The organism is Streptomyces sp. AK010, assembly GCF_014207295.1.
In the GTDB taxonomy this organism is placed as follows: Bacteria; Actinomycetota; Actinomycetes; order Streptomycetales; family Streptomycetaceae; genus Streptomyces; species Streptomyces massasporeus.
Genome location: NZ_JACHCX010000004.1, coordinates 450,626 through 468,724 on the forward strand (window position 1 = coordinate 450,626; position 18,099 = coordinate 468,724).

The 18,099-nt window shown below is 71.4% G+C and carries 15 protein-coding genes; 2 read left to right on the plus strand and 13 right to left on the minus strand.

The window, feature by feature from the left end; all coding sequences use genetic code 11:
- Positions 1-82: 82 nt before the first annotated feature.
- Together HDC93_RS10875 and aroH are read right to left on the minus strand one after the other, a co-directional pair.
- Positions 83-1,168: a prephenate dehydrogenase gene (locus HDC93_RS10875; protein ID WP_185009580.1), complete on the minus strand. Its 1,086-nt coding sequence runs from the start codon at positions 1,166-1,168 to the stop codon at positions 83-85.
- Positions 1,165-1,527 carry a chorismate mutase gene (aroH, locus tag HDC93_RS10880; protein WP_185009582.1) on the minus strand — a complete coding sequence of 121 codons (363 nt, stop codon included), beginning with the start codon at positions 1,525-1,527 and terminating at the stop codon, positions 1,165-1,167. The genes HDC93_RS10875 and aroH overlap by 4 nt, the downstream gene beginning before the upstream one ends.
- Before the next feature lie 179 nt (positions 1,528-1,706).
- Between aroH and HDC93_RS10885 the strand changes: the two genes are divergently transcribed.
- Positions 1,707-2,147, plus strand: coding sequence for a Rieske (2Fe-2S) protein (locus tag HDC93_RS10885; RefSeq protein WP_185009583.1), 441 nt, complete (start codon positions 1,707-1,709; stop codon positions 2,145-2,147).
- Positions 2,148-2,174: 27 nt separating this feature from the next.
- On the opposite strand, the gene HDC93_RS10890 is transcribed toward HDC93_RS10885, so the two are convergent.
- The 11 genes from HDC93_RS10890 to HDC93_RS10940 form a co-directional block, all read right to left on the minus strand.
- Positions 2,175-3,194 (minus strand): ADP-ribosylglycohydrolase family protein, encoded by a 1,020-nt coding sequence (locus tag HDC93_RS10890; protein ID WP_185009585.1) that lies wholly within the window; start codon positions 3,192-3,194, stop codon positions 2,175-2,177.
- Complete coding sequence (locus HDC93_RS10895) at positions 3,191-3,910, minus strand: NUDIX domain-containing protein (RefSeq protein ID WP_185009587.1); 720 nt, start codon at positions 3,908-3,910, stop codon at positions 3,191-3,193. Before HDC93_RS10895 ends, HDC93_RS10890 begins: the two co-directional genes overlap by 4 nt.
- A gap of 88 nt (positions 3,911-3,998) precedes the next feature.
- Positions 3,999-5,117: a pseudouridine synthase gene (locus tag HDC93_RS10900; protein ID WP_185009589.1), complete on the minus strand. Its 1,119-nt coding sequence runs from the start codon at positions 5,115-5,117 to the stop codon at positions 3,999-4,001.
- Complete coding sequence (gene scpB / locus HDC93_RS10905) at positions 5,117-5,803, minus strand: SMC-Scp complex subunit ScpB (protein WP_185009591.1); 687 nt, start codon at positions 5,801-5,803, stop codon at positions 5,117-5,119. The genes HDC93_RS10900 and scpB overlap by 1 nt, the downstream gene beginning before the upstream one ends.
- The gene (locus tag HDC93_RS39290) at positions 5,800-6,771 is read right to left on the minus strand and encodes a segregation/condensation protein A (RefSeq protein ID WP_311774531.1); all 972 of its coding nucleotides are present in this window, start codon (positions 6,769-6,771) and stop codon (positions 5,800-5,802) included. The genes scpB and HDC93_RS39290 overlap by 4 nt, the downstream gene beginning before the upstream one ends.
- Positions 6,772-7,446: 675 nt before the next feature.
- Entirely contained in the window at positions 7,447-8,028 is a 582-nt protein-coding gene (locus tag HDC93_RS10915; protein ID WP_185009595.1) for a hypothetical protein, read from the minus strand.
- Positions 8,013-9,140, minus strand: coding sequence for a ParA family protein (locus HDC93_RS10920; protein ID WP_078625596.1), 1,128 nt, complete (start codon positions 9,138-9,140; stop codon positions 8,013-8,015). The genes HDC93_RS10915 and HDC93_RS10920 overlap by 16 nt, the downstream gene beginning before the upstream one ends.
- Positions 9,141-9,587: 447 nt before the next feature.
- A complete protein-coding gene (ald, locus tag HDC93_RS10925; protein ID WP_185009668.1) occupies positions 9,588-10,712 on the minus strand; it encodes an alanine dehydrogenase in 1,125 nt (374 codons plus the stop codon).
- Between the two features lie 139 nt (positions 10,713-10,851).
- Complete coding sequence (locus HDC93_RS10930; protein WP_185009597.1) at positions 10,852-12,891, minus strand: tetratricopeptide repeat protein; 2,040 nt, start codon at positions 12,889-12,891, stop codon at positions 10,852-10,854.
- A 294-nt stretch (positions 12,892-13,185) separates the two neighbouring features.
- Positions 13,186-13,812, minus strand: a complete 627-nt coding sequence (locus tag HDC93_RS10935) for an NUDIX hydrolase (RefSeq protein ID WP_185009599.1) — start codon at positions 13,810-13,812, stop codon at positions 13,186-13,188.
- A gap of 94 nt (positions 13,813-13,906) precedes the next feature.
- Positions 13,907-15,565, minus strand: a complete 1,659-nt coding sequence (locus tag HDC93_RS10940) for a CTP synthase (protein WP_185009670.1) — start codon at positions 15,563-15,565, stop codon at positions 13,907-13,909.
- 528 nt (positions 15,566-16,093) lie between these two features.
- Here HDC93_RS10940 and HDC93_RS10945 point away from each other — a divergent pair.
- A complete protein-coding gene (locus HDC93_RS10945; protein WP_185009672.1) occupies positions 16,094-17,896 on the plus strand; it encodes a glycoside hydrolase family 15 protein in 1,803 nt (600 codons plus the stop codon).
- Positions 17,897-18,099 lie beyond the last annotated feature (203 nt).

Below are 18,099 nucleotides of genomic sequence, written 5' to 3' on the forward strand. Positions count from 1 at the left end.
TGAGGGCGAGAGTGCCCCGCACAAGGTTACTGGGTTCGCGTCACTCGTCCGGCCGCGCGTCGGCCGGCTCCCTGCGTCCCGCCTACTGCCGGAGCGCCCAGCCCCTCTCCCGCAGCGCGGCGCTCAGGACCGGGGCCGCCTTCGGCTCCACCATCAGCTGCACCAGACCGGCCTGCTGCCCCGTGGCGTGCTCGATCCGAACGTCCTCGATGTTGACGCCGGCCAGGCCCGCGTCGGCGAAGATCCGGGCCAGCTGTCCCGGCTGGTCGTCGATGAGCACGGCCACGACCTCGTAGGCCCGGGGCGCGGAGCCGTGCTTGCCGGGGACGCGGACCTGCCCGGCGTTGCCGCGCCGCAGCACGTCCTCGATACCGCCGGCGCCCTCGCGGCGCTTGTGGTCGTCGGAGGACTGCAGGGCGCGCAGGGCCCGCACGGTCTCCTCCAGGTCGGCGGCGACGTCCGTGAGCAGGTCGGCGACCGGCGCGGGGTTCGCGGAGAGGATGTCGATCCACATCCGGGGGTCGGAGGCGGCGATCCGCGTCACGTCCCGGATGCCCTGCCCGCACAGCCGTACGGCGGCCTCCTCGGCGTGCTCCAGCCGCGCGGCGACCAGGCTGGAGACCAGGTGGGGCATGTGGGAGACGAGGGCGACGGCACGGTCGTGGGCGTCGGCGTCCATGACGACCGGCACGGCCCGGCAGTGCGAGACCAGCTCGAGGGCGAGGTTCAGCACCTCGGTGTCGGTGTCCCGGGTCGGGGTCAGCACCCAGGGCCGGCCCTCGAAGAGGTCGCCGGTCGCGGCCAGCGGTCCGGACTTCTCCCGGCCCGACATGGGGTGCGAGCCGATGTACGCGGACAGGTCGAGGCCGCGCGCCTCCAGCTCGCGGCGCGGCCCGCCCTTCACGCTGGCGACGTCGAGGTAGCCGCGTCCCGCACCGCGGCTGATGGCGTCGGTGAGCACGTCCGCCACGTGCGCGGGCGGGGCGGCGACGATCACGAGGTCGACGGGCCCGTCCGGCGTCTCGTCCGTGCCGGCGCCGAGGGCGGCCGCCGTACGGGCCTGCTCCGGGTCCGGGTCGGCGAGGTGCACGGTGACGCCCCGCTGGGACAGGGCCAGGGCGGCGGACGTCCCGATCAGGCCGGTGCCGATGACGAGTGCGGTCCTCACTGGGCGATGTCCTTGCGCAGGGCGGCGGCGGCACCGAGGTAGACGTGGGCGATGTCGGCGCGGGGCCGGTCGGACTCGATGTGCGCGAGGACCCGGACGACACGCGGCATGGCGCCTTCGACGTCCAGCTCCTGGGCGCAGATGAGGGGCACGTCGACGATGCCCAGCTTGCGGGCGGCGGCGGCCGGGAAGTCGCTGTGCAGGTCGGGCGTGGCCGTGAACCAGATGCTGATCAGGTCGTCGGCGGCGAGATCGTTGCGCTCCAGGATCTCCGTGAGCAGGGCTCCGACCTGCTCGTCCATGTGCCCGGCCTCGTCCCGTTCGAGTTGGACGGCGCCCCGGACCGCTCGTACCGCCACGGCGATGCTCCTTGCTGACGTGCGTGTCGCTCTACGTCCGACCAGCCTAGTCAGCCCGGGCGGCCCGGGTGCGCGGCGCCCGCCCGGTGAGACGCCAGGATCGGCATGTTCGGGCAAGTTCGGTGCCAAGATGATGCATATTCCGATTCATCCCTCTTCAGCACTTTCGGAGTGACGACATGACCTACGAGACCACGCGCCGCACGGTTCTCCTCGCGACGGGCGCGACCGGCGCGGCGGCGCTCGTCACGGCCTGCGGCGGAGGAGGCGGCGACAGCGGCTCCACGTCGACGCAGTCCCCCACCGGCGGGGACGCGACGAGCGGGCCCGCCGGCCAGGTCCTGGCGAACACCGACGAGATCCCGGTCGGCGGCGGCAAGATCTTCAAGGACGAAGAAGTCGTGGTGACCCAGCCGGAGCAGGGGCAGTTCAAGGCCTTCTCGGCGATCTGCACCCACCAGCGCTGCCTGGTGTCCACCGTCTCCGACGGCACGATCAACTGCCCCTGCCACGGCAGCACGTTCCGCGTCGCCGACGGCGCGGTGGCGCACGGCCCGGCGACCCGGCCGCTGCCCGCCGAGAAGATCACGGTGGAGGGGAACTCGGTTCGCCTGACGTGAGGACGGCCCGCGACCGGGGCCGAGGCGTCACGCGTCCCACAGCGCCCCGAGGGTGAGCAGGTCGGTCCGGTACTCGACGCGGTCGGCCCACTCGGTGGGCCAGGCCTCCGCGCCCAGGTAGGCACCCGCGAAGGCGCCCGTCAGGCAGGCGATCGAGTCCGAGTCGCCGGCGGTGCAGGCGGCGCGGCGCAGGGCCGTCACCGGTTCGTCGACGAAGAGCAGGAAACACAGCAACCCGGTCGCCAGGGCCTCCTCGGCGATCCAGCCCTCGCCGGTGGCCAGGCAGGGGTCGGTCTCCGGCGAGACGGTGCGCACGGCGTGCCGGAGCCGTTCGAGGACCTCCAGGCACTCGTCCCAGCCGCGCGCGATGAACTGCCCGGGGCCGGGGTCCCCGGCCCGCCGCCACAGGTCGCCGAGCCAGCGCTCGTGGTAGTGGCCGCGGTTCTCCAGGGCGTACGAGCGGAGCAGGCCGATCAGCCCGGTCGGCTCCGCGCCCTGCGCGAGCAGGCGTACGGCGTGCGCGGTGAGGTCGGACGCGGCGAGCGCGGTGGGGTGCCCGTGGGTGAGGGCGGACTGCAGCTGGGCGGCGCCCGCGCGCTGTTCGTCGCTCAGGCCGGACACCAGGCCCAGCGGCGCGACGCGCATGTTGGCACCGCAGCCCTTGGATTCGGTCTGGCTGGCGTCCTGCCAGGGACGGGACTCGTCCTTCAGCAGATGGCAGGCCTTCATGCAGGTGCGGCCCGGAGCCCGGTTGTTCTCCGGGGACTGGTACCAGTTCACGAACTCCTCGCGCAGGGGCCGCACCATTCGCAGCGGGGCGAGCACCCCGCGGTCCATCGCGGTCCGCACCGCGTGGCCCAGCGCCAGTGTCATCTGGGTGTCGTCCGAGACGACGGCGCGCTTCGGCAGCTCCATCTCCCGCCAGGGCCCGCACTTGGCGAGGATCGCCGGGACGTCGTCGAACTCGGTGGGAAAGCCCAGCGCGTCGCCGAGGGCCAGGCCCGTGAGCGCTCCGGTGGCGGCTTGCTTGTGGACGAGCGTGGTCATGCGGGGTGTCCTTCCCGGGCGGGCCGGAGGAGAGGCGGGTGGAGGGCGGTGGCGGTGCCGGCGCGGTACAGCGCGGCGGGTTTGCCGCGGCCGCCGGTCAGTCGCGCGGCGCCCGGGACGGGTGCGACGAAGCCCGGCGTGGCGAGCACCTTGCGCCGGAAGTTGGGCCGGTCGAGCTCGGTGCCCCACACGGTCTCGTAGACCCGCTGGAGCTCGCCGAGGGTGAACTCGGGCGGGCAGAAGGCCGTGGCGAGGCAGGTGTACTCGAGCTTGGCGCCGACGCGGTCGTGGGCGTCGGCCAGGATGCGGTCGTGGTCGAAGGCGAGCGGCCCCGCCGTGCCGTACGGCACCCAGCGGGCCTGCGCCGCGTCGCTGCCGCCGTGCGCCTCGGGGGCGTCGGGCAGCAACGCCGCGAAGGCGACCGAGACGACCCGCATCCGGGGATCGCGGCCGGGCTCGCTGTAGGTCCGCAGCTGCTCCAGATGCAGCCCCGAGACATCGGACAGGCCGGTCTCCTCGGCGAGTTCGCGCCGGGCGGCCGTCTCCGCCGACTCGTCCGGCTGCAGGAATCCGCCGGGCAGCGCCCAGTGCCCGGCGTACGGCTCCTGCCCGCGTTCGACGAGCAGCACGTGCAGCGTCCCCTCCCGGAGTGTGAACACCGCGAGGTCGACGGTGACGGCGAAGGGCTCGTGGGCGTATGCGTCGTAGCCGTTCATGGCGAACGCCGAAACACCCCCTTTAATAGTCAGCACGACTATAAAAGGGGGTGCGGGTGACTCACAAGCCCTCGGAGAGACGGGGTCCCTAGAGGTCGACCTCCTGCATCAGCATGCCGACCTCCGTGTTGGACAGCCGCCGCAGCCAGCCCGACTTCTGGTCGCCCAGGGTGATCGGCCCGAAGGAGACCCGGACCAGCTTGTCGACCGGGAAGCCGGCCTCCGCGAGCATCCGGCGCACGATGTGCTTGCGGCCCTCGTGGAGGGTGACCTCGACGAGGTAGTTCTTGCCGGTCTGCTGGACGACCCGGAAGTGGTCCGCGCGGGCGTAGCCGTCCTCCAGCTGAATGCCGTCCTTGAGCTGCCTGCCCAGGTCACGCGGGATGGGCCCGACGATGTGCGCGAGGTAGGTCTTCTTCACGCCGTACTTCGGGTGGGTCAGCCGGTGGGCCAGCTCGCCGTGGTTGGTGAGCAGGATGACGCCCTCGGTCTCGGTGTCGAGCCGGCCGACGTGGAAGAGCCGGGTCTCGCGGTTGGTGACGTAGTCACCGAGGCACTGCCGGCCTTCCGGGTCCTCCATCGTGGACACGACACCGGCGGGCTTGTTGAGCGAGAAGAACTGGTAGCTCTGCGTGGCGACGGTCAGGCCGTCGACCTTGATCTCGTCCTTCTCCGGGTCGACGCGCCGCCCCTGCTCCAGGACGATCTCGCCGTTGATCTCGACGCGGGCCTGCTCAATCAGCTCCTCGCAGGAGCGCCGGGAGCCGAAGCCCGCGCGGGCGAGGACCTTCTGCAGCCGCTCGCCCTCCTGCTCGGCGCCGGGGAAGGTCTTCGGGAGCTTGACCTCCTTCTTCCCGGCGTAGCGGTCGCGGTTGCGCTCCTCGACCTGCGCCTCGTACTCACGCGGGCGTGCCGGGGTCGTACGTCCCTGCCGCTGGGGCTGCTTGGGCCCGCCCTTGGCGCCGCCGCGCGCGGCACCGCCACGCCCGGCCTTGGGGCCGTCCTTCGTCGCCCCGGGGCCCACGTCGTAGCGCCGCTCCTCCGGGCGCGGCTTCTTCGGACGGCCGCTGCCCTGCTTGTCGTCGCGGTTGTTGCCGGCGCCGCGGAAGTTGCCGCGACCACCACCACTTCCGCCGCGGCCGCCGCTGTTGCCACCACGGCTCCCGCCGTTGTTTCCGCTGCTGTTCCTGCCGCTGCTGCTTCGCATCAAAGTTCCGTCTGGTCGTCTTCGTCGTGGGTCCCCGGGTTCCCCGGGCTGCCCGGCACGTCGTCGTCAGGCGCGTCCGGGTCGAACGACGGTACGCCTTCCTGGGTCTCGGCCTCGATCGCCTCCGCCTCGGGGAGGAAGGGCGCGAGTTCCGGGAGCTCGTCCAGACCGCGCAGGCCCATCCGCTCCAGGAAGTAGTTCGTCGTCCTGTACAGGATCGCACCTGTTTCGGGTTCCGTGCCCGCCTCCTCTATCAGACCGCGCTGGAGGAGGGTGCGCATGACACCGTCGCAGTTGACTCCGCGGACGGCCGAGACCCGGCTGCGGCTGACCGGCTGCCGGTAGGCGACGACCGCCAGGGTCTCCAGGGCGGCCTGGGTGAGGCGGGCCTGCTGGCCGTCCAGGACGAAGCGCTCGACGGCCGGGGCGTAGGCGGCCCGCGTGTAGAAGCGCCAGCCGTTCGCGACGTACCGCAGCTCGAATCCGCGGCCCTGGACGGTGTACTCGTCGGCCAGCTCGCGCAGGGCATCCGCGATCTGGCGCCTCGGCCGCTCCAGTATCTTCGCGAGGTGCTCCTCGGTCGCGGGCTCGTCCACGACCATGAGGACGGCCTCCAGGGCCGGTTTCAGATCGAGGTCGGCGACGGTACGCGGTCCGGCCGGCAGCTCGGTCGTTCGCTCGCTCACGCCTTCTTCTCCTCCTTCGGCGGCTCGGGCGGCCGGTCGAACTCGTCGGTGACGGTCGGGGTCTCGTCCCCGTCCCCGCCGGTCCATCGCACGAGCAGGTCCCCGAGCGCGGTCTCCTGCTCCAGCGCGACGGCCTTCTCGCGGTACAGCTCCAGCAGGGCGAGGAACCTCGCCACGACGGTCAGAGTGTCGTCGGTGTCCGCCACGAGGGCCCGGAAACTGGTTTCGCCCAGCTCCCTGAGCCGGGCCACGACGATCTGCGCCTGCTCCTGCACGCTGACCAGCGGGGCGTGGATGTGGTCCACGTAGACCTGCGGCTTGGGCCGCGGCTGCATCGCCTTCACGGCGAGCTTGGCGAATCCATCCGCCCCGATGCTGATGACGACGTCGGGCAGCAGCTCGGCGTGGTGCGCTTCGAGGCCGACGGTACGGGGGTAGCGCCGGGCCTCGTCGTCGAGCCGCCCGCTGAAGATGTCGGCGATCTGTTTGTACGTGCGGTACTGCAGCAGCCGGGCGAACAGCAGGTCCCGTGCTTCGAGCAGCGCGAGATCGCCCTCGTCCTCCACCTCGGCGGCGGGCAGCAGCCGCGCGGCCTTCAGATCGAGCAGGGTGGCGGCGACGACCAGGAACTCGGTCGTCTCGTCCAGGTCCCAGTCCGGCCCCATCGCCCGGATGTGGGCCATGAACTCGTCGGTCACCTTCGACAGCGCGACCTCGGTGACATCCATCTTGTGCCGCGAGATCAGCTGCAACAGCAGATCGAAGGGCCCCTCGAAGTTGGCGAGCCGAACCTTGAAGACCCCGTCGCCCGCCGCCGCGTCGGTGGTACCGGGAGGGGGCGGTTGGCTCGGGGCGGGGGCGGAGGGCCTGTCGAGCGCGCTTACCGCATCCGCAGGCCGCGTCTCGGCGCCGGCCCCCCTCGATACACCCCCGCCCACCGGCCCGGCCACGTCCACAGGCGGCGCCATGGGCCCGGACACGCCTACGGGCGATGCCGTGATCCCGACCACGTCCGCGAGAGGCGCCGCAGGTCCGACCGCCTCCGCAAGCCGCGCCGTGGCCCCGGCCACGCCCACAGGCGGAGCCGTAGGCCCGGCCGCGTCCGCAGGCGGAGCCAAGGGCGCGGCCGCCTCCACAGGCCGCGCCGAAGACCCGGCCACGTCCACAGGCGGCGCCATAGGCCCGGCCGTGTCCACCGGCCCGGAAGGCGCGGCTTTCAGGGATCCGGTCGGCGCAGCCGAGACGGGCCTGGCGTCGTCGGGCGAGAAGTTCGGCTCGGCCACCGGGGCGGCGGGGCCCGCACGCGCGGCTGCCGCGCTCGCAGGCGATGCTCCGTACTGGTCCGTCACCGCCCGCGGCTCAACCGGCGGAGCCGTCCCGTCGCTCTCCGCGGGAGGCATGGGCGACTCGGCCGCCCCGCTCCCGGGCCGCTCGGCCGGCAGCGCGGCGGGGCCGGCCTCCTCTGGTGCGAGGGGCGGCTCGCCCTGCTGAGGCGGGGCCTCCGGCGGCCCGACCTCTGGCCGCTCAGCCGGCGGAGCCGTCCGCGGAGCCCCCGGCCCCCTCCCCAGCGCACGCCGGCGGCCTGCCGGGCCGCCGGGGGGAGGTGGGAAAGCGTTCGAGGTCATGGCCCTCGCAGGCTACCGCTACCGCCCGCGCAGTCGTCGTACGAGGATGCTGGCGTCTCCGCGGGTCTCCAGGTCGGCGAGGACCACCGCGACCGCCTCGCGGACGATGCGTCCGCGGTCCACGGCCAGGCCGTGCTCGCCACGGAGCACCAGACGGGCGTGCTCGAGGTCCATGAGCTCCTCGGCCGACACGTACACCGTGATCTTCTCGTCGTGCCGCTCACGGCCGCTGGGGCGGCGCGAGGGACTCCGGCCGCGCTTGCGGGGCGCGGCCCCTGCGGCACCGGTGGCAGAACCTTCCTGCGCCGTCTGCTGACGGGCGGAGCCGGAGCGCTCTGCGGCCGCGGAACGGCTGTGGGCCTCCCCGGCCTCGGCCGGCTCCGCGTCCGCCGCGACATGCTCCGGACCCTCACCGTCACCGCCCTGCGCGGGTACCGACTGCGGCGCGTCCTCCCCGGCCGCCGCGTCGCCCTCCCCCGCCGGAGCGGGCACCCGGGCGTCGCCGTTGGCCTGACGCCTGGGCTGGGACGACTGAAGCGCCATCCCCCCTGTCGTACGGAAGAGTTCGTCGGCCCCCGGCAGACTCACTCGGCGTGACACCGGGCGAGCACCTCCCTGGCGAGCTGGCGATAGGCGGCGGCACCGACGGAGTTGGAGGCGTACGTGGTGATCGGCTCACCGGCGACCGTGGTCTCCGGGAAGCGGACCGTGCGCCCGATGACCGTGTGGTAGACGTGGTCGTCGAACGCCTCGACGACCCGCGCGAGCACCTCACGGCTGTGCACCGTGCGCGAGTCGTACATCGTGGCGAGGATACCGTCGAGCTCCAGCTCCGGGTTGAGCCGTTCCTGGACCTTCTCGATGGTCTCCGTCAGCAGGGCCACACCACGCAGCGCGAAGAACTCGCACTCCAGAGGCACTATCACCTTGTGCGCGGCCGTCAGGGCGTTCACCGTGAGCAGGCCGAGCGAGGGCTGGCAGTCGATGACGATGAAGTCGTAGTCGGGCAGCAGCGGCTTCAGGGCGCGCTGCAGCGTCGACTCGCGGGCGACCTCGGAGACGAGCTGGACCTCGGCCGCCGACAGGTCGATGTTGCTGGGCAGCAGGTCCATGTTGGGGACCGCCGTCTTCAGCAGCACCTCGTCGGCCGCCATCCCCCGCTCCATGAGCAGGTTGTAGACGGTGAGGTCGAGCTCCATCGGGTTGACGCCGAGTCCGACCGACAGCGCGCCCTGCGGGTCGAAGTCCACGAGCAGGACCCGGCGTCCGTACTCCGCGAGCGCGGCACCCAGGTTGATGGTCGACGTGGTCTTGCCCACGCCGCCCTTCTGGTTGCACATCGCGATGATTTTCGCGGGTCCGTGTTCGGGCAGCGGGCCCGGGATCGGGAAGTACGGCAGCGGGCGCCCGGTCGGACCGACGCGCTCGCGGCGCTGTCTGGCCGCGTCGGGCGCAAGAGTGGCCGCGTACTCGGGATCGGGCTCGTACTCCGCGTCGGGGTCGTAGAAGTGCCCCTCGGGCAGTTCGTCGTAGTCGGCGAAGTGGTTGTGGGGCGCGCCACTTCCGTCGCCGGCCATGGCGTTCACGTGATGGCCATCCATCTTCTGGTGTGCTGTGTGAGTCGCCTGCTGACTCTGGTGGGCTGCGAAGGTGCGCACAGCGACGGAGCCGACAGCCGCGAATCCCGCGGGCTCCTGGTCCCGTGCAGGCATTCCTGGTTGGCCACCCCCGGGAGTAAATGTCGACTCATTCACAAGTCGTCTTACCTCCTTGGTGACCAGGAAACTTCTAGACAGGTCAGCGTGGCACCATGCCGACAGCTGGCGACTCTATGGCGTGTCGGGCGTCCGCAGCAACACAATCCGCCGGACCCGGCCCGATGTGTCGGCAATGAAACATCCCGCTGTCAAGGGCGTACGGCCGTCGCACGGCAGGTTTCACCGGTGTGCGAATCGGTTGAAGGGTTACGTTCGAGGCGAGTTGCGCGAGAATCGCGAAGTGACCATACACACATCCGGCCGGACCTTGTCGGGCAAGGTCCGGCCGGATGGGCGGCGTTGACGACCCGTTATGGGGTCCCCCCGATCGAGCGAAGCCGAGATCGGGGGAGTATCGCCTTTGCCGGTTGGTCACTTAGCCGACTTTCCGGCTGTGCGGGCTCAGCCGAGCAGCGAGGTCAGCTCCACGTGCTCCACGCCGTGCGCCTCGGCCACCTCGCGGTAAACGACCTTGCCGTCATGCGTGTTGAGGCCCTTGGCCAGCGCCGGGTCGCGGCGCAGCGCGTCCACCCAGCCGTGGTTGGCCAGCTCGACGATGTACGGCAGCGTCGCGTTGGTCAGCGCGTAGGTGGAGGTGTTCGGCACCGCGCCGGGCATGTTGGCGACGCAGTAGAAGACCGAGTTGTGGACCCGGAAGGCCGGCTCGGCATGGGTGGTCGGGCGGGAGTCCTCGAAGCAGCCGCCCTGGTCGATCGCGATGTCGACAAGGACACTTCCGGGCTTCATCCGCGAGACGAGCTCGTTGGTGACCAGCTTCGGGGCCTTGGCGCCCGGGATCAGCACGGCGCCGATGACGAGGTCGGCCTCCAGGCAGCCCTTCTCCAGCTCGAAGGCGTTGGAGACGACGGTCTGGATCTTCGTGCCGAAGACCTTGTCCGCCTCGCGGAGCTTGTTGATGTCCTTGTCGAGCAGGGTCACGTGGAAGCCCATGCCGATGGCGATCTGCGCGGCGTTCCAGCCGGAGACACCGCCGCCGATCACGACAGCGCGGCCGGCCAGCACGCCGGGGACACCGCCGGGCAGCACACCGCGGCCGCCGTTGGCGCGCATCAGGTGGTAGGCGCCGACCTGCGGGGCCAGCCGGCCCGCGACCTCGGACATCGGGGCGAGCAGCGGCAGCGCGCGGCTGGGCAGCTCGACGGTCTCGTAGGCGATGGCGGTGGTGCCGGACTCCAGGAGGGCGTCCGTGCACTCCCTGGAGGCGGCCAGGTGCAGGTAGGTGAAGAGCGTCTGGTCCTTGCGGAGGCGGTGGTACTCCTCGGCGATGGGCTCCTTGACCTTCAGCAGCAGGTCGGCGGCGGCCCACACCTCGTCGGCGGTGTCGAGGACCTGCGCACCGGCGGCGACGTACTCGGTGTCGGGGATCGAGGAGCCGACGCCGGCGCCACGCTCGATGACGACCTGGTGGCCATGGCGCACCAGCTCGTGCACGCCGGCGGGGGTGATGGCCACCCTGAACTCGTTGTTCTTGACCTCGCGGGGGATGCCGACCTTCACGTCGATCACGGTCCTTGGCTCAGAGGGCATGGGGGGTTCTTACTAAGACATACCCGGGCACACACGGGCACACCGGGAGAGACCGCAGGAGAACGTGCGGCAGAGCCAGTCTAATGAAGGTGTTCTCGCTGTCTAGCCTTTCATTGCATCAATCTTCGACTGATGCGGTACGGATTTCGCAGGCGTCAGGGTCATTTTGAAGGTTTGAGTCGTCGAGAATCCGCTCGGCGGCGCCCCGGTGCAGCGCGGCCGAGGCAGGGTCACCGAGGTGTTCGAGGGTGTCGGCGACCCGCAGGTGCAGGGCCGCCTGCAACCGCGGATCCTCGGCGCGCCGGGCCCACTCCACGGCCTCCCGGCAGGTGCGCAGCGACTCCTCCGGGCGGCCCGCGTACTCCTGGACCCGCGCCAGCTCGCTCAGGGCCCGCGCCTGGGCGGCCACGTCGCCGTTCTTGCGGTGTCCGGCGATCGCCGCGCGCCAGTTCCGCAGGGCCTCGCCGTAGCGGCCGGCGAAGGTGTGGGCGGCGGCGATCCGCCCGTAGAGCCGGGCGGCCTCCGCGCGCTCGTCCCGGGCGAGCCGCTCGACCAGGGCGCGCCCGAACCAGTCGGCGGCCCGGTCGAAGTCGCCGAGGTCCAGGTGCGCACCGCCTACGGATTCCATCGCGCGGCCGGTCGCGTACGGGTCGTTCACCTCGCGTCCCGCGTCCAGCGCGGCCCGGTAGCGCGTCAGCGCGTCGGCCGTGCGGCCGGTGCGGGCGTCGAGGTCGCCGAGGTTGAGCAGGGCGGCGGCGCGCTCGCGGGGCAGTTTCCGGCGCTCGGCGATGCCGAGGAGCATGCGGTGGATGTCGTAGAGGTCGGGCGCGGCGGCCTGGGTGCCGATGTGGGCCGCCATCGCCCGGACCAGCTGGGACATGAGCCGTCGTGCCAGGGTGTCGAGCTCGCCGTCGGCGACCGCGAGCCGGGCCGAGGCCAGCAGGGCGGGCCGGGTCAGGCGCAGCCAGTCGGCGGCGGCCCGCGGGGTGGGGAAGCGCAGGGCGCGCGGCATGTCGAGGAGTTTCTGGCGGGCCTGGGGGCTGTCGGTCTCGGTGATGGCCCGGCAGGCCTGGAGCAGCCGTACGGTCCGCTCCAGCATGCGGGCACGGGCCAGCTGGAGCTCGGCGGGGCGTTCGTGGTGCTCGGCGAGGATCCGCAGCTGCGGGTGCAGACAGCCGGGCACCTCGTACTGCGGCAGCGGGGAGTCCACCGCGCGCAGGAAGCCCAGGGCGACGAAGTCGTCGAGGAGGGTGCGGGCGCTGCCGACCGAGGAGCCGACGAGGGCGGAGGCGGTCTGCGGGTCGACCAGCCCGGCCGGGGCGAGGGCGAGCAGGCGCAGCATCCGGGCCGCGGCCGCGGGCAGGGCGGCGTGGGCGAGCCGGAAGACCCGGGTCAGGGCGGTGCCCTCGGTGTCCTCGGCGCGCAGCTGCTTGGCGAGGTCGGAGACGGCGGCCTTGGGGCGGGCCGCGAGCCAGCCGCCCGCCAGTATCAGGGCGGCGGGCTGCCCCTGGCACTCCTCGGCGAGGCCCTCGGCGGCCCGGGGGTCGACGGTGATGCGGACCGAGCCGGTGTGACGGGCCAGCAGCTCCACCGCGGACTTGGCGTCCAGACCGCCCAGGGTGCAGGGGCGGACGTCGGAGATGCCGGTCAGCGGGCCTTCGGAGACCGCGACGACGAGGCAGTCCGGCGTGTCGGGCAACAGGGCGTCGACCTGCTCGGCGTCGGCCGCGTCGTCCAGCAGGAGCAGAACCCGGCGGTCGGCCAGGGCGGTGCGCAGGGCGTCGGTGAGGTCGTCCACGCAGGCACCGGCCGGCGCCCGCTCGTCCAGGGCGGTGAGGAGGTCCCGGGCGGCCCGGCCGACGGGGACGGGGGTTCCGTCGGGTTCGGTGAGGCTTGCGCGCAGTACCCCGTCGGGGTAACGGTCCGCAACCTGCCGGACGAGTTCCTCGGCGAGTGCGGTACGGCCCGATCCGGGCCGGCCGGCGATGAGCAGCACGCGCGCGCGGGGTGCCTTGCGGCCGGCCAGGGTGTCCAGTCCGGCGCGCTCGATATCGGCGCGCAGTTCCTTCAACTCCCGTGTGCGGCCCAGGAACTCGATCTCCCCGGCAGCGCGCCCGGCCGGCCGCACGTCGCCTGTCTCCACGACCTGATCCGTCACGGGCCACACTCCCGTCCCACCGCTCACGCGAGCCCGCCGGGACTCCGGTTCGGGCGTGTTGCAGAGCCTAGTTCACGCTCTGCAACGTCCCGGGTGGAGCACGGCGGGCGGGACGACCACTTCCCCCGATCGGATCAGCAGATCGTAGGACCGACCGTCAGGGTCGCGCCCCAAAGGGGCGCGGGGCTGTGCCTGATCTGCGGCTCCGCCGCGCGGGCGCGCCAAGCCACGACGCGGCCGCACCCGAACGACGACCCGCGCGGCACAAACCCCTCGCAGCACCCAGCGGAGCGCCTACGCCTCGAACGGACGCGCCGGCCAGGGCGCCTGTGCCGGACGCAGGGCGTCCAGGCCGTCGCCACCGCGCGCGGCGACCAGGGACAGCACGCCCACGACGAGGCAGTTGTTGTGGAGCTCGCCGGCCAGGACACCCCGGACGAGGTCCGCCACCGGCACCCGGTCGAGTTCCATGTCGGCTTCTTCCTCCTCGACCGCGAAGCGCTCGCCCTCGGCCTCGGACAGATCGCGCGCGAGGAAGATCCGGACAGCCTCGTCGCAGCCGCCGGGCGTGGTGTAGACGTCGGTCAGCACCCGCCAGTCCTCGGCCTTGACGTGCGCCTCCTCGTACAGCTCGCGCTGCGCGGCGTGCAACGGGTTCTCGCCGGGGACGTCGAGCAGTCCGGCCGGGATCTCCCACAGCTTGTGGCGCACGGGGTGGCGGTACTGGCGCAGGACCAGCACGCGGTCGGCCTCGTCGAGGGCGAGGACGGCCACGGAGCCGGGATGGACCTGGTAGTCACGGCCGACCACGGTGCCGTCGGGCATGACCACGTCGTCGGTGCGGACTGAGGTCTTGTTGCCCGTGAAGGGGGTCTCCGTCGCCCGGATCTCCCACTCCTCCGGGGTGTCCTTGATCGTCATGCCTGTCCTTCCACGTGCCGCGCGACCTGCCCAAACGAAACCGGGGTGCACACCCTTTGAAGGGATGCACCCCGGCCACCGTACAACTGGTGTGTTACTTCGAAGTCTTCCGCTCGACCGAGGCCTTGACGAGCCCGGCGAACAGCGGGTGCGGACGCGTCGGCCGGGAGCGCAGCTCCGGGTGGGCCTGCGTGGCGACCAGGTAGGGGTGGACGTCGCGCGGGTACTCGACGTACTCGACGAGCTTGCCGTCCGGGGAGGTGCCGGAGAACTGGATGCCCGCCTTCTTCTCCAGCTCGGCCCGGTAGGCGTTGTTCACCTCGTAGCGGTGCCGGTGGCGCTCCTCGACGTACTCCTTGCCGTCGTACACCTCGCGCACGATCGAGCCCTCGGCCAGCTTCGCCGGGTACATGCCGAGCCGCATGGTGCCGCCCATGTCACCCTCACCGGCGACGATGTCGAGCTGCTCTGCCATGGTGGAGATGACGGGGTGGCCGGTGGCCGGGTCGAACTCGGTGGAGTTGGCGTCGGTGATGTCGGCCAGGTTGCGCGCGGCCTCGATCACGATGCACTGCAGGCCGAGACAGAGGCCGAGCAGCGGGATCTTGTTCTCGCGGGCGTACCTGATCGCGCCGACCTTGCCGAGCACGCCCCGGTCGCCGAAGCCGCCGGGGATGCAGATGCCGTCGACGTCGCCGAGCTGCTGGGCCGCACCCGCCGGGGTCTTGCAGTCGTCGGAGGTGACCCACTTGATCTTGACGCGGGCCTTGTTGGCGAAGCCGCCGGCGCGCAGCGCCTCGGTGACCGACAGGTAGGCGTCGGGCAGGTCGATGTACTTGCCGACCAGCGCGAGGGTGATCTCGTGGTCGGGGTTGTGGACGCGGTCGAGCAGGTCGTCCCAGGTCGTCCAGTCCACGTCGCGGAACGGCAGGTCCAGCTTGCGGACGACGTAGGCGTCCAGGCCCTCGCCGTGCACGGTCTTCGGGATGTCGTAGATCGAGCGGGCGTCGGGGCAGGCCACGACGGCGGCCTCGTCGACGTCGCACATCAGCGAGATCTTCCGCTTGATCGCGGTGGGCACCTCGCGGTCGCAGCGCAGCACGATCGCGTCAGGCTGGATACCGATGTTGCGCAGGGCCGCAACCGAATGCTGGGTGGGCTTCGTCTTCAGCTCACCCGAGGGGCCGATGTACGGCAGGAGCGAGATATGGACGACGAAGACGTTGTCACGGCCGACCTCGTGACGGACCTGCCGGACGGTCTCCAGGAACGGCAGCGACTCGATGTCGCCGACCGTGCCGCCGACCTCGGTGATCACGACGTCGACCTCGTCCGTCGCCATGCGGCGGATGCGGTGCTTGATCTCGTTGGTGATGTGCGGGATGACCTGCACGGTGTCACCCAGGTACTCGCCGCGCCGCTCCTTGGCGATCACGGAGTTGTACACCTGACCTGTGGTGACGTTGGCGGAGCCGTCGAGGTCGCGGTCGAGGAAACGCTCGTAGTGGCCGATGTCCAGGTCGGTCTCGGCGCCGTCGTTCGTGACGAACACCTCACCGTGCTGGAAGGGGTTCATCGTGCCGGGGTCGACGTTCAGATACGGGTCGAGCTTCTGCATCACGACGCGCAGCCCGCGGGCCTTGAGCAGCATGCCGAGGCTGGAGGCCGTCAGGCCCTTGCCGAGCGAGGAGGCGACACCCCCGGTGACGAAGATGTGCTTGGTCGTCGAATTACGAAAAGCGGCGGGCGGCATGGCCAAGACGGGGCTCCCGTGGTCGCGGTCTGGGGGTGCGGTGCGGCTGCCTGCCGGAAAACTCCGGGGCGCCGTCGCTGCGGTTCGGGGGTTCCCTGTCGGGAAGGGGCCCACCGGTCCACGGGCTACCAGCGTATCAGCGCCGCGGGGCGGTGGCTTCCGGCCACGCTCCGCACACATCCCGACACGGAGGCGATCACCGTCACCGGTCCCTCACCCGTTGCTCACTCGTTCGGCGTACCCACCTTGCCTGGACGGGCACCCGGATCATCTGCGTGCGTCGTATCCTGCTCGGACACTCGCTGCCGAGCCCGTCCGGCCCAACGGCACCACCCCCGCCCGTAACCACCGGAACAACGTGAGCTCGTCAGTTCGTTGAGCAACAATTGGCGCTTTGCATCACGGCTGAGTGACCTGTTTTGCTTCATTGCTCAATGACGCAACGCAAGACCTGCTGAAACCCCCCCCTTGACCGCACTAGCGACAGCCCCCTCGTGGGGTGACGTGGCCGTTCGACTGGAGTTGCACGTGGCCGGGCGCATCGAAGACTACGCACTCATCGGAGACATGCAGACCGCCGCTCTGGTCTGCCGGGACGGCACAGTCGACTGGCTGTGCCTGCCCCGCTTCGACTCGCACGCCATCTTCGCCGGCCTACTGGGCACCGAGGAGCACGGCTTCTGGCGGCTGGGCCCCGCGTACGCCTCCGACCAGCAGCCCCCCACCGCCGCGCGACGCAGCTACCGGGGCGACTCGCTGATCCTGGAGTCCGAGTGGGACACTCAGCGGGGCACGGTCCGGGTGACCGACTTCATGCCGCCGCGTGACGGCGCCCCGCAGCTGATCAGGATCGTGGAGGGCGTCTCGGGCCGGGTGCCGATGCGTTCGGCGCTCAGGATGCGGTTCTCCTACGGGCGGGTGGTGCCGTGGGTGCACAAGCACGAGGGGCGCACGGTGGCCGTGGCGGGCCCCGACTCCGTGTGGTTCGACACATCCGCGGAGACCTACGGCAAGTCGCTGACGACCTACGCGGACTTCACGGTCGCGCCGGGTGACCGGATCGCGTTCACGATCTCCTGGCAGCCCTCGCACAAGGAGCCGCCGCCGCTGCCGGAGCCGGAGCAGTCGCTGGAGGCGACGGAGGACTTCTGGCGCGAGTGGGTCGACCACTGTACGTACCACGGCCCCTACCGGGAGGCCGTGGTCCGCTCGCTGATCACGCTGAAGGCCCTGACGTACGCCCCGACCGGCGGCATCGTCGCCGCGCCGACCACCTCCCTGCCGGAGGACATCGGCGGCGTCCGCAACTGGGACTACCGCTACACCTGGCTGCGCGACGCGGCGATCACGCTGTCCTCGCTGCTGCGCACCGGCTACCGCGAGGAGGCCCGCGCCTGGCGCGAGTGGCTGCTGCGGGCTGTGGCCGGCGACCCGGAGAACCTGCAGATCATGTACGGCATCGCCGGCGAGCGCGAGCTCGGCGAGGCGGAGCTTGACTGGCTGCCGGGCTACGAGAGCTCCGGCCCGGTCCGGGTCGGCAACGGCGCGGCCCACCAGCTCCAGCTGGACGTGTACGGCGAGGTCACCGAGGCCTTGCACCTGGCCCACATGACGGGCCTCGCGCGCAACGACTACGCCTCGCTGCTCCAGCTGAAGCTGATCCGCTACCTGGAGGATCACTGGCAGGAGCCGGACGAGGGCATCTGGGAGGTGCGCGGCCCACGCCGCCACTTCGTGCACTCCAAGGTGATGGCCTGGGTCGCGGTCGACCGCACCATCAAGCTGATCGAGTCCGGTGACGCGGACGGCCCGCTGGAGCGCTGGCGCGAGTTGCGCGACGACATCCACCGGGACGTGTGCGAGCGGGGCTACGACAAGGAGCGCAACACCTTCACACAGTCGTACGGCTCGAAGGAGCTGGACGCCTCCCTGCTGCTGATCCCGCAGATGGGCTTCCTGCCGCCGGACGACAAGCGGGTCATCGGCACGATCGAGGCGATCCAGCGTGAGCTGTCCACGTCGGACGGCTTCATTCTGCGCTACCCGACCACCAGCGGCGACGAGAACGTCGACGGTCTGCCCGGCGACGAGGGCGCGTTCCTGGCCTGCTCGTTCTGGATGGCCGACGACCTGGCGATGATCGGCCGCGTGGACGAGGCCCGCAAGCTGTTCGAGAAGCTGCTGTCCCTGCGCAACGACCTCGGTCTGCTGGCCGAGGAGTGGGACCCGCGCCTGCAGCGCCAGGTGGGCAACTTCCCGCAGGCGTTCAGCCACGTGCCGCTCATCGACACGGCCCTGCGTCTGACGGCTTCGGGCGCGTACGGCGGCTGAGCGGTGTGGGATCCCGTTCCCCGTGTCGGATTCCGCGCGGGGATGTCGTAGCCGTGTCGGATACGACAGGTGAGCGGGATTCATGCCTCTAACTCAAGTAGTTCCACTCTTCGTGTACCGGACCGTCCCGGTCGTCATCAACGCAGACGACCGGGGCATGCCCACGGCGTTCGGTGGCCGATCAGGCCACCGTGGAGAACGCG

Coding starts and splice junctions, on each gene's coding strand:
- HDC93_RS10900 (WP_185009589.1), bottom strand. CDS start 5,117: ATGCGAAGCAGCAGCGGCAGGAACAGCAGCGGAAACAACGGCGGGAGC.
- HDC93_RS10940 (WP_185009670.1), bottom strand. CDS start 15,565: ATGCCGCCCGCCGCTTTTCGTAATTCGACGACCAAGCACATCTTCGTC.
- HDC93_RS10885 (WP_185009583.1), top strand. CDS start 1,707: ATGACCTACGAGACCACGCGCCGCACGGTTCTCCTCGCGACGGGCGCG.
- HDC93_RS10890 (WP_185009585.1), bottom strand. CDS start 3,194: ATGACCACGCTCGTCCACAAGCAAGCCGCCACCGGAGCGCTCACGGGC.
- HDC93_RS10920 (WP_078625596.1), bottom strand. CDS start 9,140: ATGCCTGCACGGGACCAGGAGCCCGCGGGATTCGCGGCTGTCGGCTCC.
- HDC93_RS10935 (WP_185009599.1), bottom strand. CDS start 13,812: ATGACGATCAAGGACACCCCGGAGGAGTGGGAGATCCGGGCGACGGAG.
- HDC93_RS10895 (WP_185009587.1), bottom strand. CDS start 3,910: ATGAACGGCTACGACGCATACGCCCACGAGCCCTTCGCCGTCACCGTC.
- HDC93_RS39290 (WP_311774531.1), bottom strand. CDS start 6,771: ATGGCGCCGCCTGTGGACGTGGCCGGGCCGGTGGGCGGGGGTGTATCG.